Source organism: Bryocella sp. (assembly GCF_058498515.1).
Genome location: NZ_JBMHYI010000019.1, coordinates 140,124 through 167,088, shown reverse-complemented (window position 1 = coordinate 167,088; position 26,965 = coordinate 140,124). Strand labels below are relative to the sequence as shown.

The window sequence follows — 26,965 nt, the reverse complement described above, 5'->3', positions numbered from 1 at the left end:
CTTAGTACGAGAGGACCGGGATGGACGAACCTCTTGTGTTCCAGTTGTCATGCCAATGGCACGGCTGGGTAGCGAAGTTCGGTTGTGATAACCGCTGAATGCATATAAGCGGGAAGCACGCCCTAAGATGAGATCTCCCAACCCAAAAGGGTCAAGAAGGGTCCAGGAAGACCACCTGGTTGATAGGCTGGAGGTTGAAGCGCAGTAATGCGTGTAGCTTACCAGTACTAATCGCCCGTTCGGCTTGTCCATAGAATTTACTCTGCGCAGTGTTGTCATCGCGCTAGAGACATTCAACACAAGCCTCGTAGTTATAGGGTTTCTACGATAATGAAACTCTCCCAATCTATTCAGTTGTGAACAATCGCGCCGCGAGCGTTCGACAATTTGCCGGTGAGTTTACCGCGAGGGTCCCACCCGTTCCCATCCCGAACACGGAAGTTAAGCCTCGTTGGGCCGATGGTACTGCACGCGTAAGTGTGTGGGAGATTAGGTGATCGCCGGCATTACATTGAAAAGCCCACCCTTCGGGGTGGGCTTTTTGCATTGCAGCGCATGCAGCGAGCTGAGGTCCCGAGATAGCCCATCGCGGCATTTCTCCCGAACTCCCGGTGGTCAACGGGTAGACGCGCACGCGGCCTCCGATCGCAGACCTCAACTCCATCGACGCATAGGCGCCAACCCTGCAAGGGCCCGTGCAAGGCTCGGCTCATCGAAGTCGATCTGAGATATTTACCTGCGAGCTGGAGCATCTGCCGCGTCAATCCGAGGCAATGGAATCTTGCGCGCGCGTCCTGGTTCCGACAGTTGTCCTGTGCCCGAGCGAGTTTGGCGGTGACCGGGCGAAGTACGAGGGGCCATCATAGGCGGCAAGCCTCATCATCAGAGTGGATTTGCCGAGCCGATGCGATCTGAGCCGACGCTGCCCAGCACCCTCGTGGCACAAGCTACGCCAACCGCGCACTGAGCTCCGAGAGGGGCGACATTGGAGGCCGCATCGGTGGTCTGAGGTGACCTCCAGGTGCTCTCCGCAAATGCATCTCCCACGCTAGAGCACACAAAAGCGCTCAGCTCCAAAAGAGCTACGCGCTTCGAATCGAACGAGTTCAGCTTTAGAAGTTGATCGCCGCAGGGGCCTTTGGAGCAACTGGCTTTCCAGCCTTCGGACTCGGTGGCATGGGTCTTGCTGGGGTGGCCGGTTCTGCAGGCGACGCGGCAGGATGAGGCCCAGGCGCGGCCGGCGGTCGTGGTGCAAGCGGCTCGAGAGGATCGACCGAGCTCTTGCGGACAGTCACGTCGCCGTCGGTGGTCGTCAGTGTCACTGCCGGTCCACCGCCCGAGACAGTTCCTGAGAGAGTCTTCTGCCCATCGCCGGAAGAGCTCTCCGCGATATCGAAATCATTCTCAAGATCCCCGTGGCGGGTGGTCGCGGTCAGGACGAAGCCCTGGTCCTCGGGCAGGCCCACGTTGACGGAGCCCTTGGAGTTGTCAATCTGTACGCTGGCCAGCGGCGCAGCTTGCGTAACGTTCACGTCGCCATTGCGGTTCGTAATCGCGACGCTGCCCTGCACGCGCTCCAGCGTAATGTTGCGGTTCCGGGTCCTCAGAACCACCGGGCCAAGGATCTCGTGCCCTTCGAGGTCCGCATTGGACCCACCGGAGATCTCAACAGTACCATCGACGCGCTGCGCCTCAAATTGCGTTCGGCTCGTCGCGAAATGAACCGAGCTGCGCAGGCGTTCGACATGCGTCGTGCCGAAGAAGTCGCCCTGCAGCGTCACGGGGCCGTCAACATCCTTCACGTTGATATCGCCGGCGTGGCCCTCCAGGCTCACGGCCCCTCGCACATCCTGCACATTTAGGCTGGCGTCGTCGTTGTTCATGTGCAGCATCGCGGAGCCAGTAATGTCCTCAAGATCCACGTTCCCGTGGTTCGCGCTCACCTCAACTGCCCCGGAGAGGCTGCTCAGGTTTACTGTGCCGCGGCCGCTTTCGATGGTCACGGCAGTCGCCCCTGGAACTTCGAGCGAAACGTCCGCCTGGCCCGCATTGATGCCCGCAACCGTGAGGGCCAGGTGCTGATCCGAACCGCTAAAAACTGGCTCAAGCTCCTGCTCGCGCGTCTGCGCATCCGAGTCCTGCCAGGCCCACACATGCTTATGGGTATTCACGTGGATCTTGCCATCGTCGCTCGTCCCGGTCACGGTCACGTCGCCATGCGGGTTGCGGATCAGGAGGGCCCCGACGCTGGAAATCGGATGCTCACTGGAGCTGTCGGAGTCGTGTTCATCTCCCACGGCCTCAGCCAGGCCGTTCCAGCCCGCTCCAAACCAATGGTTCTTCCACTCCATTCCGGTATCGGAGTATCGCAGGCAGATCCCGATAGCGGCCATGAACATCAGCAGGAAGACAACACCCGCGCCGAGCACACGGCTTGGTGCGGGATTGTCCTGATCATCGCGGCGGGCATGGTCAATCGCCCACTCCAGCACCAGCACGATTCCCGCTGCAATCAGGACGAGAGGCCACCAGCGCCCATACCAATCCACCAGCTGCCCCCACGAGATGCGCCCGGCCTGCGCCAGCAGGAACAGGACACCCAGCAGCACCAGCACCAGCGGACCAACGACCGAGCGGCGGCGCAGCGCGCGACGCTGCATCCTCCACTGTGCCCGCTGCAGCCGTGCTTGATACTTCATCGCCCGGCGCTGCTCCCGAGCCATGTGCTTCTGGAATCTCCAGGCATCGCGCGCGTTCGGAGGAAAAGGGCTGCCGGCAGGAGGAGGAGGATACGAGCTCATGACCGCACATCCGTAGGGTGCGAGGGGACCGGCTCGACCGGAGGCACTACTGGCGGCCCAGGATTACCGCTCGCACCGTAAAACCCGCCGACGGGAGGAACTGGAGGCAGAGGAACAATAGGAGCCGCTCCAACCGTCCGCTCCAGGAGTAGGGCAACGCCGAACGCAATCGGGAACACCGGCCATGTCTGGCCGAAGGTAGCCAGATGCGCCGCTTGCAGAAGAAACATTACGGAAAGAGTGAGCAGCATGATCGGAGCGCGAAGCATCCCTGCGAGCCGGGGAAAGTGCCCATCCCGCACCGCGGAGTATCCGCCAGCCCACTCCAGCCGCCGCACCAGCGTCCAGACAGCCAGCGAGGCAAACAGGCCCGCGAGCACCCAAAGCCCACTGATCCGCCACTCCGAACTCAGGTTGCCGACCAGCACCAGGACGCCCAGAGCGATCAGCCACAGAGCCCCCATCGGGAATCGGCGAGGCGCAGGAGTCAGCGGCACGGGAGGATATCCGGCGAAGCTGCCGCCAGCCCCCGCAGCCGTCTCCGTGTAGGGAATGCTGCCCAGCCCAGCATCACGATAAGCCTGCGCCTTGATCTGCTCGGCAGTCTCAGCGGTCGACGGACCCGCATAGGCCGCATAACCAGGGACCGGCGGTGGAGGCGAGGGCGCCGCGAAGGTCGAAGGATGCGCATAGCCCGCCCAGTTTGCCGGTGGAACACCGTAGGAGCTGTAGCCTTGGGGCGGCGGCGGAACCGGAGCCTGCGAAGGCCCGGCAGTCGACTTCCAGTCCCACGCTGCAGCGGACGGAGGAGGAACCGGGGAAGTCGGGGCGGTATAGCCGTAACCCGCAGGCCCACTTCCCGGACCCTGTCCCGGAGCTCCCGGAGGCGCGCCGAAGCCCTGCCCGGCGCCGATCCTATCGGCCAGATCGTTGATCCCAAACAGGTTCGGCAGCGGGGTTCCGTCGCGCCGCGCTCTCGCGGTGTGGTACGCGTCGAAGATCTGATAGAAGATCCAGCTGGCGACAAACAGGCCGAAGATGCCACTGACGTTGTTCTGTAGCACAACAAGAATCGCGAAAATCGCCAGGTGGAGCAGGCCCTTTACGAGCTGTCCGTTGTACATCGCGCCAACGCCGGGAATGACACCCAGCAGACCCGCCAGCGTCGGATTCGGCAGATGAGTCGAGGGTGAGGGAGTAAATCCCGCACCAGGGCCACCTGGAGCTCCCGGGTACCCCGGAGTTCCTGTGTATCCCGGACCACCCGGATATCCCGCGCCACCCGGATTCTGTGGCGCACTCCATCCACTGCCGCCCGGCTGCGAGGCTCCGGGCTGGCCCGCCGGTTGACCCGGCTGCGGACCGGCTTCCGCACTCGCCGCATAGCCCACAGGGACGGCGCCGATCCGCGTCGCCAGGCAAGGCTCGCAGAACACTCCTGTCCCTACGACTCGTACGGTCTCGCGCGTTAGTGGCTTACCGCAATCCTGGCAGTAACCAGCCCGCTCGCTGGATGTCGCCTCGGTTGCCGCATTGGTTATCTCCTCGCTCATGGCTGCTCGGGTCCCTCTTGTGCTCGATCTCTTCGCTCGCGCCTCCGTCAGGCGGCCTTATGCGTGGCCACCTCGTTGCGGCCAATCCTTTGGGGTGCCGGCAGGATCAGCTCGCTGCGGCCGTGCGGCCGGGAGTCATCCTGCTGGCTACCGTTGTCGCCCGGCTTCGCGGGCTGATTGTTGTCCGGCTGCTTGCTGTCGGGTTCCGTGTTGTTCTGGTCCTGCTTCGGCTGCACCGTCTCCGGCTGAGCTTCAAACGCCGGCCGCTGGTCGCGGTTCGCCGAAGGCATATCGTCGCGCAGCTCGCTCACGCGGGCCTCCACCTGGTACACCACCCGCAGGTTCTGGAAGTTGCGGGCGGCCGTAGCGCTCAGGTCCGAAACCGTCCGCGAGATGCCGCTGGGGGTAAAGTTCTCCGCACGCACATCGCGCAGTCGGAAGCCGGTAAGGTTCAGCGTCAGCGCGATCGAGAAGAACGCCATCGCCGCCGTCATCGCCAGCCGCGGCTGGAAGCTCATCGCCGAGTTGTCGATGCGGAAGATGTCCGTCACCCGGCTCCGCCACGCCGCGAACCGTGATCCCAGACTCGAGCCCCGGCCCACTTCACGGTGCGGCACAGGTTGCGCCCACACCGGCACGGCCTCAGGCGCGGCGACCGGCGCAGGAATCGCTCCGGTCGTCTCGGCAAGGATCTTCGCCAGCAAATTCTGCGGCGGCTCTGGTGTCTGCGACTTCAGCATCGATAGCCACGCCGCACCACGCTGGGCCTCTTCGAGTTCCTGCGCGCAGTCCACACAAGTGGCCACGTGCTGGTCGAAGATCCGCTGCTCGGCCGGGCTCAGCACGCCGTCCACGGCATCGGGCAGCATGGCCTCGCACAGTGCGCAGGCTGTCGGACGCTTCCCGTCCCAGTCCTGCTCGAATTGGTTCTTGAACTCCGTCACCCTACATCACCTGCCCTTCCATGCTTTTGAGCAACCGTGCCAGTTCTGCTCGGCCACGGCTGATCCTGCTTTTGACGGTACCTTGCGGTACCCCGAGTACCTCTGCAATCTCCTTGTAATCCATATCTTCCAGATCACGAAGGATCACAGCTTCCCGAAGTTCGGGAGAAACCTGTTTGAGCGCTGCCTGGATGTGCGCGCGAAGCTCTAATCCAGAGACGTGCTGTTCCTGGCTGCGGCCTCCGTCGGCCAACCGTTCCGCCTTCGACGGTCCACCCTCGTCCTCGCCGGACATCGGCTCGTCGAGGCTTTCGCTCGCCCGATCCATCCGGGTCCGACGATAGTTGTCCACCAGAAGGTTGCGCGTGAGCGTCGTCACCCAGGTATTGAAGCCGCCTTTGGCCGCGTCGAAGCTGGCCAGATTGCGGTAGATCTTCAGGAACACGTCCTGCGTCAGGTCCTCGGCTTCGGTCGGCGAACCCGTAAACCGGTAGCAGATGCCATAGATCCGCTTGTGCTGCACCCGTGCGATCTGCTCCCAGGCCGTGGAGTCGCCGGCCAGGGCGCGTTGCGCCACGGCGGCCATCGCCCGCGCCTCTTCGGAGGCAGCGGTCGTCTCGGTCCGTACCTGGGGATCTTCCGGAGCTGCTCCGCGCTGCATCTCAACCGGCCGCTGGGGCTCGTTGGGCTTTCGCGAACCCGTGCTGCTGCCCGGATCTCGCCGGACCAGAAGCCCGGTCCACGAGCCGCCCAGGCCCCTGTCGAACATCGCCGGAATGGTCGCGCTTGCCATGGTCTCTCATACGCAGCTGGCCCAGCAAAGGTTCCGTGAAGGGTGAAAGGGCTTGGGGGCCAGAGCCCAGGGCTCGCCCGCCAGCAGGCATCTATCCACTGGACCCTTGGCCCTTGACCCTAAACCCTATCCTTACTGTACTTTAATCACGCCGCACGCCACCCGGTTTCCCGCGTTGCCGGCCGGGTCCGTCTTCTCGTCGTCGGCCTTCTCATGCACCACCACCGACGTGCCACCGTTCGCGAACAACGAGTTCGGGGCCGAGGGGTCCAGCGACACGCTGCTGATCGTATATGTCGCCTCGCCGGAATGGTTCTCGCCCACCTCCACATTGCCCGGCATGTCGCCATTGTGGTGGCCATCGGGGTTCATATAGCCGTGGTGCTTGTTGTCCGGGTTGTAGTGCCCGCCCGCCGTCTTGAAGTCCGGAGCGTCGCACACCGCATTCTGATGGATATGCACCCCATGCGGGCCGAAAGCCATGTCCTTTACTACTACGTGAACCTTCACACCCTTCTTCACGCTCTTGAAGGTGACATACCCCGCATCGTCACCCTTCGACGACTTGAGCGGCACCTTGATCTCCTTGGGTCCCTGAGCCACCGACAGCGTCGCTGTCAGGGCTACGCCCGCCATCGCCAACCATCCAAACCGCATTGCCGTACCTCCCGGTGATACTTTTGCAGCAAGGTCAGCATACGCCGTCCCTTCCGCGCCTTGGAGGGATTTGTGGCCCCTCCGCGACGCGGCGGTGCAAGGCGCGGCCGCGTCGCTGCCCGCGGGTTTCGCGGCGCTTTATCCACCGGGCCCGTGCCGCTACGATACCCCTCATGTCGACCGTTCCCGGCGTCCTCGAAGTCATCACCGGCCCCATGTTCTCGGGCAAGAGCGAGGAGCTCATCCGCCGCCTCAAACGCGCCCGCATCGCCCGCCAGCGCGTCGCCTGCTTCAAGCCGGATATCGACCTCCGTTACCACCGCACCGCCATCGCCAGCCACAGCGACCACACCCACGAGGCCGCCACCGTCCGCACCGTCGAAGACCTCCGCGCCGCCCTCGCCCCTCGCCTCCACGAGATCGAGGTCGTCGGCATCGACGAGGTGCAGTTCCTCTCCGCCGGGATCATCCCCCTCGCCCTCGAGCTCGTCGCCATGGGCAAGCGTGTCCTCATGGCCGGTCTCGACACCACCTTCGCCAATGAGCCCTTCGGCCCCGTGCCTAACCTCATGGCGCTCGCCGACAAGGTCACCAAGCTCTCCGCCGTCTGCATGGTCTGCGGCCAGCCCGCCATCCACACCCAGCGCCTCGGCCAGTCGCAGGAACTCGTCGTCGTCGGCGCCGCAGGCCTCTACGAAGCCCGCTGCCGCGCCCACTTCTCGCCCCACATCGACGAACACGCCAGCGAACAGCTCGAGCTAACGACCCAGGCCTGAGCCTCCGCGCTCTCGCTTCGTCCTTTGCTTTTGCTTCTCTTGTCGTTGCCTTTGCTTTTTCTTGTTGTCATCCTCGAAGAGGGTCTGCTGTTGTCGTTCACCGTCATCCTGAGCCGCCGACGGGTGGCCCATCCTTTCGCGCACCTTGCGAAAGGGTGGGGTATCGCGCGCGGTAGCGCGCGACCGTTCTTTCTCCCTCGACCGCGAATCTGTCCTTCAGAGCGCAGCCAGAGCCCTTGAGATGCGCCATGGAAGCGACCTCCCGTCTGCCCAGACTGCCTTCGGCCGCCCACATAGCGGGCTCAAACAAGCGAAGCCTCCCGTCTTCCGCTCATCCGGACGTCGGCAGCAACCGCTAACTGTAACGAGCGCCAACAACTCTCTATCAGCCGCATCCTCATGCAAATCGCACAGCAAAGACGCGGCCCCGCGAGCCAGTGACGAGCATCCCTCGATCTTGTCATAAATATGCAGCGTTACATTTCTATTGACACGGCCGCCACAGCCTCTCTAGCATCGGCTCCCGTCATGCATATCGACCTCCGCTCCGCTCGCAAATTCGCCCGACCCCTCTGTTGGCTGTTCGCCGTCACGCTCCTCTTTGCCGCCGGCCTAGGCTCGGCGCGGGCACAGGGTCTCGGTCGAATCTCCGGCATCGTCACCGATGCCACAGGAGCCGCGGTCCCTTCCGCCAAGGTCGTCGCCACCGATGCCGGCACTGGCTACGCCGCGACGGTCACCACCAATGCGCAGGGCGAGTTCGTCTTCGCCTCGCTCCCGCCCACGGTCTACAACCTGTCCGCCACCGCGCCCGGCTTCCAGACCTTCGTCCAGAACGGCGTCTCGCTCAAGGCCGACCAGGCCGTAACCGTAAACCCCGCGCTCCAGGTTGGAGCCGAAAGCCAGACGGTCCTCGTCACCACCGAGTCCCCGCAGGTCGACGTCGTCACCGGCACCTTGTCGCAAGTGGTCGAGCAGCGCCAGGTCAACGAGCTTCCACTCAACGGCCGCAACGCCGCGCAACTCACCCTGCTCGCCCCCGGTGTACTGCCCGCGCCCAACATCAGCTCCATCGACCAGGGCAACACCAAGACCTTCCCCGTCGTCGTCCTCATCACCGTCAACGGCGCGCGCACCAACCAGACCAACTTCATGCTCGATGGCGGCAACAACGTCGACGAGTACACCAATGTCAACGCGCCGTTCCCATTCCCCGACGCCCTGCAGGAGTTCAGCGTCCAGACCTCCAACTACCAGGCTGAGTACGGCGAGAACGCAGGCGGCGTGGTCAACATCATCACCAAGTCCGGAACCAACAACTTCCACGGCGACCTCTTCGAGTACGTCCGTAACCGCGTCTTCAACGCCCACGACCACTTCTCGACGTTCAACGGCAAGCCCTACACCGATCCTCTCAAGCGCAATCAGTTCGGCGGCGTCATCGGAGGCCCGGTCGGCCTCCCGTTCCTCTGGAAGGCGAAGCAGGGATTCTTCTTCGCTGGCTACCAGGGCAGCCGCTGGCGCGATGTGTCGGCGACAACCTCGAACGACTCCTCGCTGCCATCGACCGCGAACGAGGCCGGACTCTTCCAGTTCACTGCAACCGGAACACCGACTACCGCCAACTGCATCGTCGATCCCAGGATCAACCAGTGCTTCCCCTACACCCAGGTAGGGACCAATCTCTATCAGGCCACCATCCCGACAACTCGCTTCGACAAAGCCTCGCTCGCGCTGCTCCATTACATCCCCGTCGCCGCAGCGAATGGAACCCCCTTCAGCTACCTGCAGCCCAACTCCCAGAACTACGACGAAGGCGTCGGCCGCTACGACCAGGCGCTTACCTCGAAGGACCGCCTCACCGCCCGCTACTACGTCGACAAGTTTCACCTCGTCGGCGTGCTCGACCCCAAGAACTACCTCACCTACCAGGACCAGTCCGACATCACCTACCAGACCGCGCTGCTCTCCGAAACTCACACCTTCAACGAGCATTGGCTGAACAACCTCATCGTCAACTACCAGCGCGAAGGTTCCGTGCGCGGTCCGCTCCCTGGCGGCATCGATGCGGGAACACTTGGTGTGAACATCTGGCAGCCGGCCTTCCCCTCCGTACAGTCCATCAGCGTCTCCGGCGACTTCTCCTTCGGCCAGAGCCCGCACGCCACCTTCAAGCGCTCCAACGTGACGCTCTCCGATGACGTCCACTGGGTGAAGGGAACGCACGACATCAGCTTCGGCTTCCACGGCGAACTCGCGCGCCTGGACGTGGTCAACACGAACGGCCAGCCCGGCCAGTTCACCTTCGCCTCCACCACCACCAACAACGCCATGGCCAGCTTCTTCCTCGGCTACCTCAGCGCCTTCAGCCAGTCCGCGGGCCAGTTCCAGGACAACCGCGCCAAGTTTATCGGCACCTACGTGCAGGACAGCTGGAAGGCCACGCCGCGCCTCAGCTTCAACTACGGCCTGCGCTGGGAACCCTTCATCCCGCAGACGGACGCCGGCCGCATGGGCCAGTTCAACCCCACCGCCTACGCGACTAACCGGGTCTCCGCCATCTATCCCCTCGCGCCGGTCGGCCTGCTCTTCCCCGGTGATACCGGTATGCCCCGCGATGGCGTCCGCTCGAACTACAAAAACTTCATGCCTCGTCTCGGCTTCGCCTGGGACGTCTTCGGCAACTCCACTACCAGCATTCGCGGCGGCGTCGGCATGTTCTACGACACGCGCATGAACGATCTGTTCAACAACGGCTGGATCGGCAGCAATCCTTTCACTGAGACCTATTCCGTCTCCAACCCGTCCGCCAGCGATCCCACCTCGACCTTCACCAATCCCTACGGCGCCTCACCCAATCCATTTCCCGTCACGCTTCCCCTGCCGGCCAACACGCCCTTTCCAGCGCCCGTCACCGTCATCACCTTCGATCCTTCAGGCACCTTCCATACACCGCTGATGTACAACTGGAACCTCGCGGTGCAGCAGCAGATCACGTCCACGCTCACCTCGCAGATCGCGTACGTCGGCTCGCACGGCTCGCACATCTTCACCAACATGGAGCTGAACCCCGCCATACAGAACGGCGCAACCGACACCGCCGGCAACGAGCAGGCCCGCCGCATCTACAAAAACTTCGCCAGCATCAGCGAATCGAACATGGGCGGCAACACGCTCTTCAACGCCCTGCAGGGAACACTCACCAAGCGCATCTCGCAAGGCCTCTCCGCAACCCTCGGCTACACCTGGTCCAAGAGCCTCGACGATCTCCCCTACAACACCGCGGTCACCAGCGCCGGCGCAGGTCAGGCGTACATCCTTCCCATCACCGTCCCCAACTTTAAGCGCCTCGACTACGGCCCCTCGGTCTTCGACCATCGCAACAACCTCACGCTCTCCTACACCTGGGTCTTCCCGGCGTGGAAGGCAGCTCCGCTGATGGTTCGCGCTGTGGTCAACGGTTGGCAGACCGCCGGCCTCGTCTCGCTCCATAGCGGCGATCCGCTGAACATCATCGTCGGTGCGGACCGCTCGCTGGCCGGCCTCGGCACCGGGCTGGATGTCCCGATACGCACGGGCAAAGGCTATGGCGGCAGCGCCTGCACCTTCGGCATCCCGTCCACCTCCACCTGCGCCAACTACCTCGACCCCACCGCCTTCGCGACTCCCGCGCAGGACACCTTTGGCAACATCAAGAAGGACTCCTTCGTAGGCCCGCGCTACACCGATTGGGACGCCAGCCTCACCCGCAGCTTTCCCATCCACGAGACCACAGCCTTCCAGTTCCGCGCCGAGTATTTCAACCTCCTCAACCACACCAACCTGGGCGACCCCAACACCACCCAGACCTCCGCCAGCTTCGGCCGCATCGGCTCCGACATCGCTCCCCGCATCGCACAGCTCTCAGCGAAGCTCGTCTTCTAAGTTCCATCGAAGCTCGTCTTCTGATCCCCAATCTCCACCGCAGGAGCAAGGGCCGCCATCACTGGCGGCCCTTGTTGTCTTTCAATGCCAGGTACGGGAATCTTTGGAGATGTGGTGCTTTGTCAGGGCGGGGCTTCAGCCCCGCCATCACGCCCCGCAAACACAGGGGGCTTTAGCCCCTGAGGGGAACGAAACGAAGGCCCTCAAGCCGAGCACACTAGCTGAATCGCGTTCGCCTATAAAGGTTCCACGTCCCGATCGCCAGGCTGATCACCAGCACAGCTCCCAGCACCGCAATCCAGCGCAGGTTCATCGCCAGCGGAGGCACCGTCGCCCGCAGCCCCAGCGCGACAAAGACTGCCGTCGCCACAAGAACGATCGCGTAGTCCCACCACCGTCGCCCGTTGCCCCGCGTACCCGGCTCATCGCTGAACTCATCGCCCGGCTGGTCGCCGAGTTGGGCCAGAATCGCGCGGTTGTAGTCCAGCCCATAGCGTTCGCACTCGCGCAGCACCGCCTCGTTGGTCGAGCTCTGCTCCCGCGCTCCCGCTACCGCCGTACTGATCGCCAGCGCTCCCAGGATCATGCCCAGAGACCCCGCCAGCACCAGCAGGATCTGGTTGTGGCTCGCTCCCGCCAGCTCGCCAAACACCAGCGCACCCCACGCCAGTCCCCAAAGCTGGTTGGTGTTCGAAAGCGGTATGCCCCGCCCAATCCCGAGATACTTCGCCGCAAACTGCTGAAACAGGTCGCCGATCACCCACACAAACCCACCCAGGAATAGCCAGAACAGCACGCCCGGCATATGGATCAGCTGGAACGCCGACGAGTGCGTTCCTCCATCCAGCGTCAGCGTCAGCGCCAGCACCGTGCCCAGCTCGCCCACCGTAAACGCCGTCACGAAGCTCAGCGGATTCATCCCGCTCAGGTACGCCTTGCGGTAGGGAACATACATCGTGCCCCACATCAGGCTCGCGCCCAGCGCCGCGCAGATCCCCTGCACCGCATGCGATCCCATGCCGCCCGCATGAATCGTGCTGAAGCCCAGCATCGTCGCCGCGATCACGATGATCACCGCTCCCAGCAGCACCTTGCTCATCGTCGCCGCGCCCGCACCCTTCAGCTCGCCAAACAGCACGCGCCCCCAGAACATCCCAATCAGCGAGTTCGCATTCCACAACGGAAACGCCACGGCCAATCCCACGTCGCGAATCGCGAACACAGTCAGCGTGTTCGCCACGGCCCACAGCGCTCCCGCCAGCAGCGCCCACACAATCAGGTGCTTCTTCTCCGCGAGGTCCGCAAACACATAGCCCGTGCCCTTGATCAGCGTTGGAAACGTCCATCGCGCCGTGAACACGCCCGCCACCATCGCCAGCGAGATTGCATACGGCGAAAAGCCCGCGGTGACGAGCTTCGTCGGAGCCTCCGCCGCGCCCAGCCAAACGCCTGCCGTCAGCCCGCAAATCACGCCCAACAGATGCAGCGACAGGCTGACCGAGCCCTGTCGTCCATCCCGTTGCTGAGCCTTACTCAGGGTTGCCATAGGGAGATTTCCTGTGCCGGGTCGGGGGGAGCTTCGAAACAAGTCCCCGCTTTGTCCGGGTCTATCGAGTCCCGTTTTGTCCGGGCGGGACTCGATAGGCCCGCCGTAAATAGAGCGATGGCAAGGCGGCTTTAGCCGCTGAGGGAACGCTCGCGGCTAATGCAGCGCCACCAGCAGGCCAATGCCCGCCAGCAGAACAAGGAAGGGAACCCAGAAGTGGCTGTCGGTAAAGATGGCTTTAGCTTTCGAACTCGCCATGAATCGAAACACCTGCGAAGTTTGGACTCGATTTACGTAACCGGTAACGTAGCGGCAAAAACAGTACAAACCCGCCCGCTTCGCTGTCAAATGAAAAGGCGAAGCAGACGGGTTTGAGCTGGCCGCTTTCCCTCGCGCAGAGCGCGGGGAGGGCCGGGCTGATTGTCTCACGGGGAAAATTGTCATCCTGAGGAGCGCAGCGACGAAGGACCTGCTGTTCGGACGTCGAAGGCAGCACGATGGCGAGCTACCACGCCCCTTCGATCACAAACGCCCCCAGCTTCTTCGCTTCAGCCTCATCCAGCTCATGCTCGACGACCTTGTCCACCCGCGAGCCCCGCGAGCCCTTGCGGATGGCATGCCTAAGCTCCGCCAGATCTTCAGGATCGCCTGCGGCGACCGCCTCCACCTCGCCCGCATCCGTGTTGCGCACCCAGCCGCGCAGCCCCAGCTCCGCCGCCTCACGATGGACGTACCACCGGAAGCCAACACCCTGGACACGCCCGCGAACGAGGAAGTGAAGCACCATATCCGCCATGATACGGCGGGACAACCACGCGGCGCGAGAGCCGCCAACTCGCCCCGCCGTACAACTCGCCCAGCCTCCCAGGCGTCCATTCAGTAATATTCATTCGTCCGTAACGGACGATGAGAACGCGTGGCCTCGACAAACCAGGTCGAGGGGTGGCCGCGATCGTTCGAGTCACTATCCAAGCTCCATGCACCATCCCAAACGCCTCTCTAGGCGCGCAGGGAATTCCATTGTCTTGATTTTCAGGAGGGCCAGATGTCCAGTAATTGTTTCACTCGAATACTTCTCTCAGCAGTGTTGTCCGCTACGGCCACAATTGCATTCGCCCAGGCGCCGGCAGCCGGAAGCGATCCCATGAAGTCCCACTGGTCGAGGATGGACCTCGGTGTCGCCGCCGCAGGCCAGTTCACCACCGACTACACCAATCAGGCGATTTCGACCAACGGCTTTCCGCTGCCGAATCAGGCGACGACGATGAGCCCCGGAGCCGTGGTCTCGTTCCATGCGCAGCCCTATGACTGGGCCGGCATCGAGATGAACTATCAGTTCACACGCTTCTCCGAGCGCTACGATGTCCACGGTGTGCCGGGCGGCGGCAGCTACCCCGAGTACGTGCCCACCAGTGTGCACGAAGGCACCGCAGCCTACATGGTCCACTTCCACCACCTCTACCACTTCAGCCCGTTCGTGGCCGTCGGTGGAGGCTACCTGGACTTTCAGCCCTCCCCGAACCTGCCCTCCAACGTCCACCATCAGTGGCGCGGCGCAGGCCTGGCGGATGTCGGCTTCGACTTCCAGACCGTCTCGGCCCTCGGCTTCCGCATCGGTGCTCGCGAGCTCGCCTACCGCGCTCCCGACTTCACCGTCGGCCAGCTGTCTTCCTCCCGCTGGGTCTCCACCGAGGAACCCTACGCCGGAGTCTACGTGAAGTTCTAACCACGTGATCGAGCGGCACGTGATTAGGTGGCACAACTGATCGCGGGCACGAATGAGGTGGCACAAAATGGTCGCGGGGCACGAACAACGCGGCGCCAAAGACCATCTTGGCACGAACGGCAGGTCACGGCTTCAGCCGTGACAAAAGCAGGCAGGAACCAATGCGGCTTTAGCCGCTGAGGGAACAGTCGACACTTGTTCAGACTCTTCCCCAAACGAATCGGCTAGGTCAACCAGCCAGCCCATCAGGACGCGCCGCTGTCTCTCAGCGGCGCGTCCTCGTCTCCAGCAAACTTCGCCATCGACACAATCGGCAGCACCTCGCCATTCGGCAACGGCACATCGATCCGACCAACCTTGCGATACCCCTTCAGCGTGTACAGCGGCACGCCCGTCAGCGTCGACCCCATCACGAAGCTCTTGAACCCCGCAGCCATCGCCGCCGCCTCGCAATGCGCCAGCATCAACGACCCCAGTCCCCGCCGCGCAAATTCCGGATCGACAAAGATCGCCCGAATCTTCGCCGCATCCTTCGCCGGATCGAGCACACTCGCATCCCGCTCCGCCGCGCCATCTGACCCAAACGTAGTGCTCCGATAGCTCCATCCGCCCGACGCCGCAAACACCTCCGGCTCGCCCACCGGCGACGCGACAAAGTACGTCCCATCCTTCACCAACTGCGTGTCCAGCCCCAGCGTGTGCCCCAGCGCCCCCTGCCGCTGCGCCTCGGTATACTCACCCGCCTGCAACCCATTCACGCTCCGCTCAATCAGCCGATGCAGCGCCGGGACATCGTCCATCGTCGCCATGCGCAGCGTGAACTCTCTTGCTGGGGCCGTTGGCATCACTGGATCTTGTAGACGTACGCATCGTCGAGGAAGCGGTTGCCAAGGTGCTGGCCGCCGAGACGCATCCCTGCGGTAGAACTCGTACTTGCAAAGACAGCACGCAGCTCCTGAATGAACGGGTCGTCCATGCGCAGGATTGTCAGGGAAGGTCGCACCTTCGGAGGGTTATCGTGCAGTACCTGGGCCACAACGTGGTAGGCGGCGCGAGGTTCCATCGCATCCAGCGCGGGAGAGGCTAAAACCACGCGGCCTTCCTCGAACTCAGGGAAGACGGCCCACAAGCCTACGCTGATCGGGATGCCCGCTTTCTCCAAGGCTGCCACGACCTGCTCTCCAGCTGCAATGTCCAGGCCTACCAGTGCTGTGTAACCCATGCGAGCACTCCATCCTGAGGGCGGTTGATCGCCTCGAATAACAATCTAGCATCCGCCTCGCTCCGCAGTTCGTAGGGGCTATGTTCGGTCCAATTCTCCACAATGTCCCAATTGGTCTGTAGCTCCGGATTGGCTCGCGCATCTGCCTGGAAGCGATTCGTCAGTCCTGCCACGCTCAGCAAATCCTTAGGTCGATGCGTATAGCTCTTGACTGCCCGATCCTTATCGGGAAAATCATGCTCCCGCGTCTGCTTCGCAATGCACGCCTTCAGCGCACACTCCACCGCATAGCCGGCCAGGTAGTACGTCGCGCTGTGGTGCCCATTCTCAAAAAGCAGATGCGCCTCTCTGAGGCGCATCTGCGATAACTGTTGAAGGTCGTTTCGGGTCATGCTCTGCGTCCTCGACCGATGCTGTATTTGTCCTTACGCGCGCGACATGTACGCGCCCTCAGCCGTATCCACCTTGATCTTCTCGCCCTCGTTGATGAACGGAGGCACCTGCACGACGAGCCCCGTATCGGTCTTCGCCGGCTTCGTCACGCTGCTCGCCGTTGCCGACTTGATGCCCGGCTCTGTCTCCACCACAGTCAAAATCACCGACGGCGGCAGCTCGATACCCACCGGCTTGCCGTCATGGCTGCTCACCTCGATCAGCAGGTTCGGCGTCAGGTAGTCCACCGCATCGCCCAGCGTCTCACGCTTCAGGTTCAGCTGCTCATAGGTCTCCTGGTCCATGAAGTAGTAGTCGTCGCCATCGTTGTACAGGTACTCCATCTTCACCGAGTCCACATGGACGCGGTCGATCGGATCGGGCGAGCGGAACCGCTCCACAAACATCGCGCCCGTGCGCACGTTGCGCAGCTTGGCCTGGATGAATGCGCGAAGATTGCCCGGCGTACGGTGCTCGACGGAGAAGACCAGGTGAAGGTCGTCCTTGTACTTGATAATCATGCCGGGGCGCATCTGCGTGGCCGGAATCGACATTGGAAACTCCTAAAGGGGGTGAATCGGATATGCGGGAACACGGAAGAACCCACGCGAGCCCTGCTCTCGATTGTAGCTGAGCTCACGAGCGACCCGGAGCCGCAACGAATCATCTCCCGCGGAGATTCAATTCCGCGCAGCCTCAGTTCATTGGCAGCCTGAATTCACTGCGCAGCCTGAATTCATTGCGCAGCAGCAGCTAGTGGCAAATCCTGCGACGACGTGCCCACGCGCACAGTACGGCTACCTGCCGGCCTCACCCACGCCTTCTTTTCAATCGACCAGTACTCAAACGCCCGCGCTGCGATCTCGAGTGTCACCTCACGGTCCTCGCCTGGCTGCAGGGTAATTCGGTCGAACGCCACAAGCGTCTTGGGAGCGAACTGTACCCCCTGCGGCTTGCTCGCGGGAGCATCCAGGTAGGCTTGCGGCACCTCGTCGCCTGCGACGCTGCCGGTGTTCCTCACGTGCAGCGAGATGCGAGCTCCACCATTCGGGGTAGGTGTCACCTTCAAGGCCGACAATGCAAAACTGGTGTAGGACAACCCAAACCCAAACGGGTACAGGGGCTGAATCTTCTGATCGTCGAACCAGCGGTATCCCACGAGCACACCTTCGGAGAAGGTCGTCTTGCCGTCGGCTCCCTTGGTGGAGCGCTCCGGGTGAGCGGGCGAAGTCGCCGGATAGTCGGTCAGTGCCTTTCCCCATGTCATCGGCAAGTGTCCCCCTGGATCGCTCTGCCCGAGTAGCGTCTTCGCGGTCGCCACGCCGCCTTCATCTCCTGGCCACCACATTTCGAGCACGCCTCTTACTTTGTCGATCCAGGGCATGGCCACAGGCTGACTCGTATTGAGCACGACGACAGTATTCGGATTGACCGCGGCAATCTCCTCGACGAGTCTGTTCTGCTCGCCCGGAAGCTCGAAGTGCGGCTTATCCCGCGTCCACAGGAACACCACTGCGGTGTGGGCATGCCGGGCAGCTTCCACTGCCGCAGCACGGCTCTGCGCACGAGCTGCAGGCGTCATCCAGTTCAAGCGCACCTGGACCGGAGCCCCGGACGTATCGATGGAAGTCTTCACCTCGATCCTGTGTACGCCCTTGGTCAGTTGGACTGCCCTGCGCACGTTGTCCAGTCCATCTGTCGTCGGCAGCCCGTTGTCCTGAGAGGCATATTGGATATCGCCATGGACCGTTCCTTTGACCGCACCGGTGCGGCCTACTTCTTTCTCATCGATGGTCAGCACCGCGCGTGTGCCCAGCGCCTGCAGATAGAACCAGTACGATCCGGCGGCGGGTATGGAGACTTCGCCCTTCCAGGTCGCGACGGTATTCGGAGGTAGCGCTTTGCCATTACTCCTGGTGAAGTCGATCGAAGCATCGACGGCATTTTCCCCCGCGCCGTCCGTTCGCAGAAGTCCGGGCTTTCCGGAATGCGTGAATAGTGCCGCGCCGATCGGGCTGCCCGTCATGTCGTCATCCACGGCGAAGGCTACCTGTGCGTGAGGCGCCAGTTTCTTCAACGCATCGAGGGGACTGATCTGGAGGTCCGGGATTCCGGGCGAGCGCTCTCCAAACGTCCCGATCGAAGCAACCTGCCCAGCCGTCGGGCCGATCAGGACCATGCTGTCGGTCTCCTTCAGCGGAAGAATCCCGCGTTCATTCTTCAGCAGCACCGCCGCGTCTTCCGCTGTCTTCTCGATGACCGCGCCGTTGCCGTCGAGGTCCTGCGACGTGACCTCGTGCTTCTGCTTGCCGTCGAGATAGCCAAAGCGTTCGATCTCGTAGAGCACGCGGCGCGCAGCCTCGGTGATCGTCGCTTCGGTGATGGATCCATCCTTGAGGGCATCGCGCATGGTCTTGGAGTCGGAATCCCTTGGGAAGGCAGACATATCCATGCCGGCGGCATGCGCCTCCTCGGGAATCGTGCCGCCCAGCATCCCCGCGAGAGCGGCGAGATTGGGCTTGGTGGGAGCGCCGGTATTCGCGGCTCGGGTGCGGAAGTAAGTGTGCATCATCCCCGCGAAGGGGCTGTCGTCGGGAACCTCACCGGGCATCTCCATCGTAAGCCCATCGTTGAGGAAGTGCACATTGTGCACTCCGCCCCAGTCGGAGGTAACAAAGCCCTTGAACCCGATCTCGTCGCGAAGGATAGTCTTCAGCGTGTCCGGATTGCCGCAGGCGAACCGGCCATTGATCTTGTTATAGGAGCACATGATCGATGCGACACCAGCCTTCACTGCGGCGTCGAACGGTGCGACGTACACCTCGTGCAACGTCTGCTCATCGACGAAGATGTTGTACGAGTCGGAGTCGTACGCCACAAAGTGCTTCGCCATCGACATCACGCCCTGCGCCTGTTCGCCGCGAATCTCCGCAGCTCCCATCGCTCCGCTCAGGAACGGATCTTCCCCCAGCGTGTTGTAGCTGCGTGCGAAGGTGAGGTCGCGGTCGATATTGATAAACGGCTGCAGCACCACATCGATGCCCAGAGACCGAGCCTCCCGGCCGATCGCCGTCCCGTTCTGTTCCGCATCCCTAACACTCCAGGTTGCGGCGACGCCCATGGTCGCCGTCTGTGCCTGGCCGGCAACGCGCGTCAGCACTCCCGGAGGCCCATCCGCCATGCGCAGCGGCGGAATCCCTAGACGAGGCACGCCCGGCAGGTAACCGGCCTGCCCCTGGTTCGTCGCGGCTGGCTCTACGTCGCCGCGGATCAGGTTCATCTTCTCCTCGAGCGTCATCTGCCCCAGCAGCCGATCGATACGCGCTTCATCGGCGTTATCGGGTGGAACGACTTGTGCTTTCGCGAAAGGGAACGACGCCAGCAGGAATAGAAATACCGTAGTACGTGGGCACATGCTCTGCTCCTCGAACGAGCCATTCTACGCTCGGGTTCGATCTACGCGCTGCCCGGAGATCTACGCCAAATTTGGTTCATGACGGTGGCAGAGTTTCTTGCTCAACTCGCTACCATGGAAGTAGAGCCCCTCCGGCCCAACCGTCTCGCAGACGCAGCAAAAAGTGAAGTCCGGAGCTAAAGTCTCCGTTTTGAATACTTTCGAAAAATGAGGGGGGGGGGAGGGGGGTACTTACCAGCTCAGCCCTGAAACACTCGCTCCAGATAAGCATTCCGGAACTTGCCCTGCGGGTCGAACCGCTTCATCAGCGCCTGAAAGTCTCCATAGCGCGGGTAGGCGGTGCGCAGGTCGGCGGCGGGAATCGTATTCACCTTCGCCCAGTGCGGTCGGGGCCGGAACGGCTTCAGCGCCGCCTCGATCAGCGGAATCACCGCATTCACCGCGTCTGCCTCCGGCTTCCACGTGAAGTGGATCGCCAGCGATTCCCGGTGATACGCCATGCTCATCCACAGCGAGTCCGCTGCGATGCAGCGCAGCTCCGTGATGAACAGGTGCGGCGTGATCCTGTCGCGCAGCTTCTCCACCGCCAGGATCGCCTCATACGCATGTTCGCGCGGAACGAAGTACTCGGTCTGGATCTCGTGGCCGCTCGACGGCGTGAACGCCATCTTGAAGTGCGGCAGCCGCTCGTACCACGGCCCGGGCTCGCCAAACTGCTCGGAGCACGCCGTCGCGTCATGCCCCGGGACCGGATGCAGCTTCGTCTTCTGCAGCGTCGCCCCGAAGAACTCCGCGGGGTACTGCCCTGGCTTCGGCGTCGCTCCACCCGGCAGCTGCTTCAGCCACACCTGGTTCGCACGATGCCCCTGCCACGTCGTGAACAACGACACCGAGTAGCCCGAGCCCATGATGGCGTCGAAGTGATGCTCCAGCTGGTCGAAGCTCAGGTTCTCGTAGATCACCTGCGCGATGTCGAAGCGCGGCACCACGCGCAACGTCGTCTTCGTCACCACCCCCAGCGCGCCCATCGCAACCACCATGCCGGAGAAGATGTCTGGGTTGGCCTCACGGGAGATCGTATGCACCTCGCCATTGCCATCCACGAGCTCGAACGATTCCACCGCCGTCGAGAGGCAGCCATTCCGGATCCCCGATCCGTGAGTTCCCGTAGCGCACGCCCCGGCCACGGTCACATGCGGCAGCGACGCCAGGTTGTGCACCGCGTAGCCCTGCTGATCGAGCCACGGAGCGAACTGCCCGTACTTCACGCCCGCACCCACCGTGACGATCTTCTGGTCGTGGTCGAGGAGAGCTTCGCTGTCCAGCTTCATCCCGCCGACGCCCAGCATCCCCAGCTGTTCGCCCGCCGTGTCCGCAATGCTATTAAAGGAGTGCCCCGCGCCCAGTGCCTTGGCATGCTGCGCACCAGCGATCAGCTTCCGCACCTCCTCCGCACTGGCAGGGCTCTCCAGCCTTGGCGCGGTGAAGGTATAGTTCCCAGCCCAGTTGGTGCGTGGACCCTCATTCGGCGCGCTTGCGGCGTTCGAGATCCCCGGGAGCATCGAGCCTGCGGTCATGGTGCTCGTCGTCTTCAAAAACTCTCGCCTGTTCATTCGCGTCCGGTCCCTTGACTCATTGAGGAACGCGCGACGCGCGGGAGCTCTGCGCGTCAGCCTCCGCAAGGTATCGGACTCGTGTTGGAGGTGTCCAGCGTTGTCAGCGGCCCGTTACTTCTGCGGCTGGCTCGCTGCGGTTGCGTCCGGCGTCTTGTCGCCGGGATGAAAGATCCGATGGAAGAACCTGCCGATGGCATGGAAGACGCCCTTCGGCCCCGGCGGCGTCTGCGGCGGTGGTCCCTGGTCGCTGCCCTTGCCGTTGGCACTGGCGTACGCCGGTAGCTCGCCCGTCTGCGATACCGGCATCTCTCCCGCCGGAGCGTTCGCCGTAGGCGGCTGGCCGGGAGCGTAGACCAGTGTGGACGAGATCTGCACGTGCGCCTCGCCATCCTTCGGCGTCGTCACCGTTGGAGCCGGCGTTGGCGCCAGGTCCTGGCTGGCCGCAGCTGGGAAGGGATGTTCCAGCGCTGCACGCTGCGCTGGACTCAGCGCGGAGGCCGCATCCGCCGAGATGGACGCCGGAATCGGTGTCGGCTCCGGGCAGCCGCAGGGAGAGCTTTCGCTGTCGACCACCTCCCGCAGGTTGCCATGCTCGAACATCACATGCTGGCCCGCCGTCAGCCGGTACACGGCAGCCGAGAAGGAATCGTTCAGCAGCATCGTCGGAGCATTCGCCCCGGCATTGTCCACGCAAGTGTCGCCGTTGCGCGTCACGCGCAGGCCCAGGTTCAGCGTCCCGCCGGTCTCCAGGGTAAAGCGCAGGTCCGGTGTCAGGATGACATCGTCCTGCCCGGTCTTCCCGTGGATCTCGATCGCTCCGCGGTCCAGCCCGAAGAGCAGCGATTGGCCGAGCCCCGCACGCAGCAGGTGAAACTGGCTCGTCGAGCACACCAGGACGTCACCCCCACGCGTCAGGTCCACCCGCGCCGTATGGTCGTACGCTGTAATCGAGGCGTTGCTGACCAGCTGCGCCTTTGCGCCCGACACCTCGAGACCCCCAGCGACCTTGGCATCGCCAGTCGCAATCGTTCCCATCGCGGGCACGGCTTGCTGCGCAACCGCCTGCAGGCCCGCAACGGGCAGCAGGACCGAGCCGATGATGAAGGAAGCGAGGTGCGACATCTCTTTCAAGGCTACCGCACTGCAGTTTCCGGATCGCAGCATTCGCAACCAATTGGGCGGCGATGCCGTCCATTCAAACTGCAGGCTTCCTCAGACTCATTGATCCGGCGAGGGTTGTTCCTCACTCGACCCACGGGAAAGGGCTCCATGGTCCGCAGCGTTCGGCTCGAAGTCAGGTCGCTGCGCCGTCGCGGTTGGCCCGTCATTGCGTGTGCGCTGGCGCTTGGAGCCGCCATGAGCCTGTCCGCCCAGGTCGCGTCACCGGCAGGAACGCCCACAGCAGCTCCCGCCCAGCTTCCCGACGCCCCTGATGCCGGAACCGTTAGCGGCGAGGTCACCGATACCGACGGCGCACTGATCCCCAACGCCCGCGTAACGCTGGTCAACGCAAAGACCGGAGAGACCCACACTGAAAGCATCACCGACCAGGCTGGAGCTTACCGCTTCGATCGGGTACCTCCCGGTACCTACCGCGTGCTGATGTCCGCCAAAGGCTTCTCGCCGTGGAAGGTGAAGGACTTTGAAGTCGCCCCCCAGCAGACGGTGAGGCTTGATCGCGTGGAGCTCGGCGTCGAGGAGATCACGACCGCGGTCACCGCCATCACCGTGGAGGACCTCGCCGAGCAGCAGATCACCAACGAAGAGCACCAGCGCATCCTCGGCATTCTCCCGAACTTCTTCGTCAGCTACGAGAAGAACCCCATGCCGCTCACGCGCAAGCAGAAGTTCAAGCTGGCCCTCATCGTCAGCCGCGATCCCGTCACCTTCTTCACTACCGGCGTCACCGCAGGCATCGAGCAGGCCAACAACGACTTCCGCGGCTACGGGCAGGGGATGGGCGGCTACGGGCAACGCTACGCCGCAACCTACGGCGATAAACTCAGCGCCACATTCCTGGGCGCAGCGCTCTTCCCGTCCATCTTCCACCAGGACCCTCGCTACTTCTATCTGGGCCACGGCAATGTCGTGCACCGTGCGCTCTATGCCATCTCGACCACCGTCATCTGCAAAGGCGACAGCGGTCATTGGCAGCCCAACTTCTCCAACGTCCTGGGCAACTTCGGCTCGGCGGAGATCTCGACGCTCTACTACCCAGCCACCAGCCAGCAGAGCGCACAGGTCCGCCTCACCAATACCCTCATCGGCATCAGCGAAGGCGCCATCGGCACGCTCTTCCAGGAGTTCATCCTGCGCCATGTGACGCACGGCGGCATCTCCCAGAAGAAGCAGTAGACCTGCATCGGAGGAGCTGACCGCTCAGGCCTTCTTCGCGCGCGCACGTTCCTTCATAGGAGCCGCCATCGCCACCACGGCTTCGCGCCTGCGTTCGGTCTCCTTCTGCGCGGCCAGCCCCAGTGTCTTCAGCAGACTCCTCATCTTGTTCTGCTCCTTCTGGCTCAGCGAAGAAGTCACCGCCTCTATATCCAGCACATGGCGCGCGTAAAGCTCGCTGATGAACTCGCGTCCCTCGGCCGTCAGCGTCACGATCTTGCTGCGGCGGTCCTCCTCGGAGTTGTGCCGGAGCACGAAGCCGCGCTTCTCCAGCCGGTCGACCGCTGCCGTCATGCTGGCGTTGGTCAGCAGTACCTTCTCGCCGATTACGGAGATGCTCAGCGGGCCCTTGTGCAGCAGCACCTCCAGCATCATGAAGTCGCTCAGGCAGAGTCCCTCGGCTGCGATGCACTGCTCAACATAGTGCGCGAGCGAACCGTACGCCCGCGCCAGCACCACCCAGAGCTTCGGCCCGGTAGTGTCGTTTTCATTACTGTGTGTCTTCGACATGGCATCTTCAAGGATGCTTCGGCGTCGAAACAAGATGCAAAAGGATTCCAGCCTCCCTGCACAACGTCGAATGGAATCAGCGAAGTGCGAAACCGCCCTGGCCCGGTGAATCTTTTACTTCGATATCGAATCATATTGAACGTAAAGAGAAACGGCACGAAGGGGAAATCAACCATGGCCACCAAGCCCATCGTAGGACTCCACCACGTAACAGCGATCGCCAGCGACCCGCAGCGCAATCTCGACTTCTACACCCAGGTGCTCGGACTCCGCTTCGTCAAGAAGACCGTCAACTTCGACGATCCTGGCACCTACCACTTTTACTTCGGCGACGATGCCGGCAAGGCCGGCACAATCCTCACCTTCTTCCCCTGGCCCAACGCATCCCGCGGAACTCTCGGTGCCGGCGAGGTCTCGCACACCGCCTTCAGCGTTCCCACTTCCTCCATCGACTACTGGGAGACACGGCTTGAAGCGCAGGGCATCCGCATCGAGGCCAAGCATCAGCGCTTCGGAGCCATCGTGCTCGAGTTCTCCGACTCCGACGGCATGAAGATCGAGCTGGTCGGCAACGCCGAAGTCCCGGTAGTCGAGGCAGCGTTCGCCAACCCCCGCTTCGCCGATGTCCCCAGCGAGCACTCTGTCCGCGGCTTCTACGGCGTCACGCTGCTGCAGCGCAACCTGGCTCCGACCGAGTCCGCGCTCAAGCTGCTCGGCTACACGAAGGCTGCCGAAGAAGGTCAGCGCACACGCTTCGAGGTCGTGGGTGACGCTCTGGCGCATCGCATTGACATCGTCGTCGATCCTTCCGCGCCTCGCGGCCGGATGGGAGCCGGCACCGTCCACCACATCGCCTTCCGCAGCGAAGACTACGCCGACCAGAAGGAGTGGCTCAAGGTCATCAGCGAGAGCCTCGGCGTCTCGCCTGTGATGGACCGCGATTACTTCCGCTCCATCTACTTCCGCGAGCCGGGCGGCGTGCTCTTCGAGCTAGCCACCGACATCCCGGGCTTCGCCATCGACGAGCCGCTCGAATCCCTCGGCGAGGCGCTCCGTGTCCCGGCCTGGCTGCAACCGCACTACGAGCAGATTGAGAAGTCGCTGCCGCCAATCGTCCTCCACAAGGCGGTGAAGGCCGAAGAGAAGGAAGAGGTGCAGGCATGAACTCGACCTTGAGCCAGAACGCAATCTCCGATCCTCACGCAGCGACACCGGTTCTTCAGGCCGGTGCTTCTCTGGACAAGGCAAAGCTCGCGGTCGTGCTGCTGCATGGCCGCGGGGCTTCGGCCGAGGACATCCTCGGTCTCGGCGAAGCCTTTGGCGTCCCTGACGTCGCCTTCCTCGCGCCACAGGCTGCCGGGCACAGCTGGTACCCGCAGTCGTTCCTCGCCCCCCGCGAGGCCAACGAGCCTTACCTCAGCTCCGCGCTGAAGAAGGTGGAGTCGATCCTCGCGGCGCTGGCGAAGCAGGGCTTCGGCCCGGAGCGCATCGTGCTGGCAGGCTTCTCGCAGGGAGCTTGCCTGTCGACCGAGTTCGTCGCGAGCCATCCGGCGAAGTACGCCGGCCTCATCGCCTTCACTGGCGGCCTCATCGGGGCTCCTGGCACCACGCTCAGCGGTGCAGCCATCACCGGCAACCCGCTGGCAGGAATGCCCGCTCTCCTGCTCAGCGGCGACCCTGATCCGCATGTGCCCTGGGCACGCGTGGAGGAATCTGCGGTCAGGCTGCGTGAGCTCGGCGCTGAGGTAACGGCCAAACGCTATCCCGGACGCCCGCACACCATCACGCAGGACGAGCTCCAGCTGGGCACGGAGCTGCTCCGCCAGGTACTCGGATAGAGGTTTTCCGTAACCGAAGTTTCATCGTTTCCCCACCCGGGAGAGCGGAACAACTCTTCGCGGACGGGCATCCAACCAACACGCAGCGAGCTGCCCAAGGACACAAAGGAGAAGAGAAGATGTCGACCACTACCTGGAAGATCGATCCCGCCCATTCGAGCGCGGAGTTCAAGGTGAAGCACATGATGATCTCGAACGTGAAGGGCTCCTTCAGCGGGATCACCGGAACCCTCGTCGAGGACACCACCGATCCGTCGAAGAGCTCGATCGACGCGTTGATCGACGTGAACACCCTCAGCACCGGCGACCCCCAGCGCGACGCTCACCTGAAGAGCGCGGAGTTCTTTGAGGTTGATACGTATCCCCACATGACCTTCAAGTCCACCAGCGTGACGAAGGAAGGCGAAGGCGAGTACAAGGTGACCGGCGATCTCACCGTGCACGGCATCACCAAGCCGGTAACCTTCGACGTTGAAGGTCCCAGCGCTCCTGGCAAGGATCCCTACGGCAACACGCGCATCGGTTTGGAAGCCACGACCAAGATCAACCGCAAGGACTTTGGCCTGAGCTGGAACGCTGCGCTCGAGACCGGCGGCATCCTCATCGGCGAGGACGTCACGCTCACGCTCGACGTGCAGTTCCTGCAGGCATAACAGCAAGCGAAGCGGTAACGAAGGGACGCGGGCATCAGCTCGCGTCCCTTTTGTTTTGTGACGACGCTCGCGATTGCTGTCTCGATACTCGCCAGGACGAGTACAAAAATACTTCGTTGTAACTACGCTGCCCTTTCTTAAGAGGCTTCGTCACATGGGGCAACT

At 63.0% G+C, this 26,965-nt stretch carries 23 protein-coding genes and 2 rRNA genes; 9 read left to right on the top strand and 16 right to left on the bottom strand.

The window, feature by feature from the left end:
• A 23S ribosomal RNA gene (locus AC5E6W_RS05465) occupies positions 1-252 on the top strand; the annotation flags it as partial.
• 137 nt (positions 253-389) lie between these two features.
• A 5S ribosomal RNA gene (gene rrf / locus AC5E6W_RS05460) occupies positions 390-506 on the top strand.
• A gap of 606 nt (positions 507-1,112) precedes the next feature.
• On the opposite strand, the gene AC5E6W_RS05455 is transcribed toward rrf, so the two are convergent.
• From AC5E6W_RS05455 to AC5E6W_RS05435, 5 genes are all read right to left on the bottom strand, one after another.
• Positions 1,113-2,723 carry a DUF4097 family beta strand repeat-containing protein gene (locus AC5E6W_RS05455; RefSeq protein WP_491751251.1) on the bottom strand — a complete coding sequence of 537 codons (1,611 nt, stop codon included), beginning with the start codon at positions 2,721-2,723 and terminating at the stop codon, positions 1,113-1,115.
• 74 nt (positions 2,724-2,797) lie between these two features.
• Positions 2,798-4,354, bottom strand: a complete 1,557-nt coding sequence (locus AC5E6W_RS05450) for a hypothetical protein (protein WP_491751250.1) — start codon at positions 4,352-4,354, stop codon at positions 2,798-2,800.
• Positions 4,355-4,401: 47 nt separating this feature from the next.
• Positions 4,402-5,298 carry an anti-sigma factor gene (locus AC5E6W_RS05445; protein ID WP_491751249.1) on the bottom strand — a complete coding sequence of 299 codons (897 nt, stop codon included), beginning with the start codon at positions 5,296-5,298 and terminating at the stop codon, positions 4,402-4,404.
• Position 5,299: 1 nt separating this feature from the next.
• Positions 5,300-6,091, bottom strand: a complete 792-nt coding sequence (locus AC5E6W_RS05440) for an RNA polymerase sigma factor (protein ID WP_491751248.1) — start codon at positions 6,089-6,091, stop codon at positions 5,300-5,302.
• A 132-nt stretch (positions 6,092-6,223) separates the two neighbouring features.
• A complete protein-coding gene (locus AC5E6W_RS05435) occupies positions 6,224-6,727 on the bottom strand; it encodes a superoxide dismutase family protein (protein WP_491751247.1) in 504 nt (167 codons plus the stop codon).
• Between the two features lie 194 nt (positions 6,728-6,921).
• Here AC5E6W_RS05435 and AC5E6W_RS05430 point away from each other — a divergent pair, with 194 nt between their 5' ends.
• Positions 6,922-7,524 carry a thymidine kinase gene (locus tag AC5E6W_RS05430; RefSeq protein WP_491751246.1) on the top strand — a complete coding sequence of 201 codons (603 nt, stop codon included), beginning with the start codon at positions 6,922-6,924 and terminating at the stop codon, positions 7,522-7,524.
• 528 nt (positions 7,525-8,052) lie between these two features.
• Complete coding sequence (locus AC5E6W_RS05425; protein ID WP_491751245.1) at positions 8,053-11,448, top strand: TonB-dependent receptor; 3,396 nt, start codon at positions 8,053-8,055, stop codon at positions 11,446-11,448.
• Between the two features lie 217 nt (positions 11,449-11,665).
• Here the strand turns inward: AC5E6W_RS05425 and AC5E6W_RS05420 are convergent, their stop codons facing one another.
• From AC5E6W_RS05420 to AC5E6W_RS05410, 3 genes are all read right to left on the bottom strand, one after another.
• Positions 11,666-12,994 (bottom strand): EamA/RhaT family transporter, encoded by a 1,329-nt coding sequence (locus AC5E6W_RS05420; protein ID WP_491751244.1) that lies wholly within the window; start codon positions 12,992-12,994, stop codon positions 11,666-11,668.
• A gap of 156 nt (positions 12,995-13,150) precedes the next feature.
• Positions 13,151-13,252 (bottom strand): translocated intimin receptor Tir, encoded by a 102-nt coding sequence (locus tag AC5E6W_RS05415; RefSeq protein ID WP_491751243.1) that lies wholly within the window; start codon positions 13,250-13,252, stop codon positions 13,151-13,153.
• A 247-nt stretch (positions 13,253-13,499) separates the two neighbouring features.
• Positions 13,500-13,781: an acylphosphatase gene (locus AC5E6W_RS05410; protein ID WP_491751254.1), complete on the bottom strand. Its 282-nt coding sequence runs from the start codon at positions 13,779-13,781 to the stop codon at positions 13,500-13,502.
• 357 nt (positions 13,782-14,138) lie between these two features.
• On the opposite strand from AC5E6W_RS05410, the gene AC5E6W_RS05405 reads away from it, so the two are divergent.
• Entirely contained in the window at positions 14,139-14,720 is a 582-nt protein-coding gene (locus AC5E6W_RS05405; RefSeq protein ID WP_491751242.1) for a hypothetical protein, read from the top strand.
• Positions 14,721-14,965: 245 nt separating this feature from the next.
• Here the strand turns inward: AC5E6W_RS05405 and AC5E6W_RS05400 are convergent, their stop codons facing one another.
• The 7 genes from AC5E6W_RS05400 to AC5E6W_RS05370 all read right to left on the bottom strand — a co-directional run bounded on the left by AC5E6W_RS05400 (position 14,966) and on the right by AC5E6W_RS05370 (position 22,527).
• Positions 14,966-15,565, bottom strand: a complete 600-nt coding sequence (locus tag AC5E6W_RS05400) for a GNAT family N-acetyltransferase (protein WP_491751241.1) — start codon at positions 15,563-15,565, stop codon at positions 14,966-14,968.
• Entirely contained in the window at positions 15,565-15,942 is a 378-nt protein-coding gene (locus AC5E6W_RS05395) for a hypothetical protein (RefSeq protein WP_491751240.1), read from the bottom strand. Before AC5E6W_RS05395 ends, AC5E6W_RS05400 begins: the two co-directional genes overlap by 1 nt.
• Positions 15,921-16,334 carry a HEPN domain-containing protein gene (locus tag AC5E6W_RS05390; RefSeq protein ID WP_491751239.1) on the bottom strand — a complete coding sequence of 138 codons (414 nt, stop codon included), beginning with the start codon at positions 16,332-16,334 and terminating at the stop codon, positions 15,921-15,923. Before AC5E6W_RS05390 ends, AC5E6W_RS05395 begins: the two co-directional genes overlap by 22 nt.
• Before the next feature lie 33 nt (positions 16,335-16,367).
• Positions 16,368-16,928, bottom strand: a complete 561-nt coding sequence (efp, locus tag AC5E6W_RS05385) for an elongation factor P (RefSeq protein ID WP_491751238.1) — start codon at positions 16,926-16,928, stop codon at positions 16,368-16,370.
• A 182-nt stretch (positions 16,929-17,110) separates the two neighbouring features.
• Positions 17,111-19,789, bottom strand: a complete 2,679-nt coding sequence (locus AC5E6W_RS05380; RefSeq protein ID WP_491751237.1) for a beta-glucosidase family protein — start codon at positions 19,787-19,789, stop codon at positions 17,111-17,113.
• Between the two features lie 239 nt (positions 19,790-20,028).
• A complete protein-coding gene (locus AC5E6W_RS05375) occupies positions 20,029-21,384 on the bottom strand; it encodes a D-arabinono-1,4-lactone oxidase (protein WP_491751236.1) in 1,356 nt (451 codons plus the stop codon).
• A gap of 132 nt (positions 21,385-21,516) precedes the next feature.
• Positions 21,517-22,527, bottom strand: coding sequence for a nuclease (locus tag AC5E6W_RS05370; protein ID WP_491751235.1), 1,011 nt, complete (start codon positions 22,525-22,527; stop codon positions 21,517-21,519).
• Positions 22,528-22,674: 147 nt separating this feature from the next.
• On the opposite strand from AC5E6W_RS05370, the gene AC5E6W_RS05365 reads away from it, so the two are divergent.
• Positions 22,675-23,760 (top strand): carboxypeptidase-like regulatory domain-containing protein, encoded by a 1,086-nt coding sequence (locus AC5E6W_RS05365; protein ID WP_491751234.1) that lies wholly within the window; start codon positions 22,675-22,677, stop codon positions 23,758-23,760.
• Between the two features lie 24 nt (positions 23,761-23,784).
• On the opposite strand, the gene AC5E6W_RS05360 is transcribed toward AC5E6W_RS05365, so the two are convergent.
• Positions 23,785-24,309, bottom strand: a complete 525-nt coding sequence (locus AC5E6W_RS05360; RefSeq protein WP_491751233.1) for a MarR family winged helix-turn-helix transcriptional regulator — start codon at positions 24,307-24,309, stop codon at positions 23,785-23,787.
• A gap of 174 nt (positions 24,310-24,483) precedes the next feature.
• On the opposite strand from AC5E6W_RS05360, the gene AC5E6W_RS05355 reads away from it, so the two are divergent.
• From AC5E6W_RS05355 to AC5E6W_RS05345, 3 genes are all read left to right on the top strand, one after another.
• On the top strand, positions 24,484-25,473 hold the full coding sequence (locus tag AC5E6W_RS05355) for a ring-cleaving dioxygenase (protein WP_491751232.1): 990 nt from the start codon (positions 24,484-24,486) through the stop codon (positions 25,471-25,473).
• Entirely contained in the window at positions 25,470-26,147 is a 678-nt protein-coding gene (locus AC5E6W_RS05350; protein ID WP_491751231.1) for an alpha/beta hydrolase, read from the top strand. The genes AC5E6W_RS05355 and AC5E6W_RS05350 overlap by 4 nt, the downstream gene beginning before the upstream one ends.
• Before the next feature lie 119 nt (positions 26,148-26,266).
• Positions 26,267-26,800: a YceI family protein gene (locus tag AC5E6W_RS05345; protein ID WP_491751230.1), complete on the top strand. Its 534-nt coding sequence runs from the start codon at positions 26,267-26,269 to the stop codon at positions 26,798-26,800.
• Positions 26,801-26,965 lie beyond the last annotated feature (165 nt).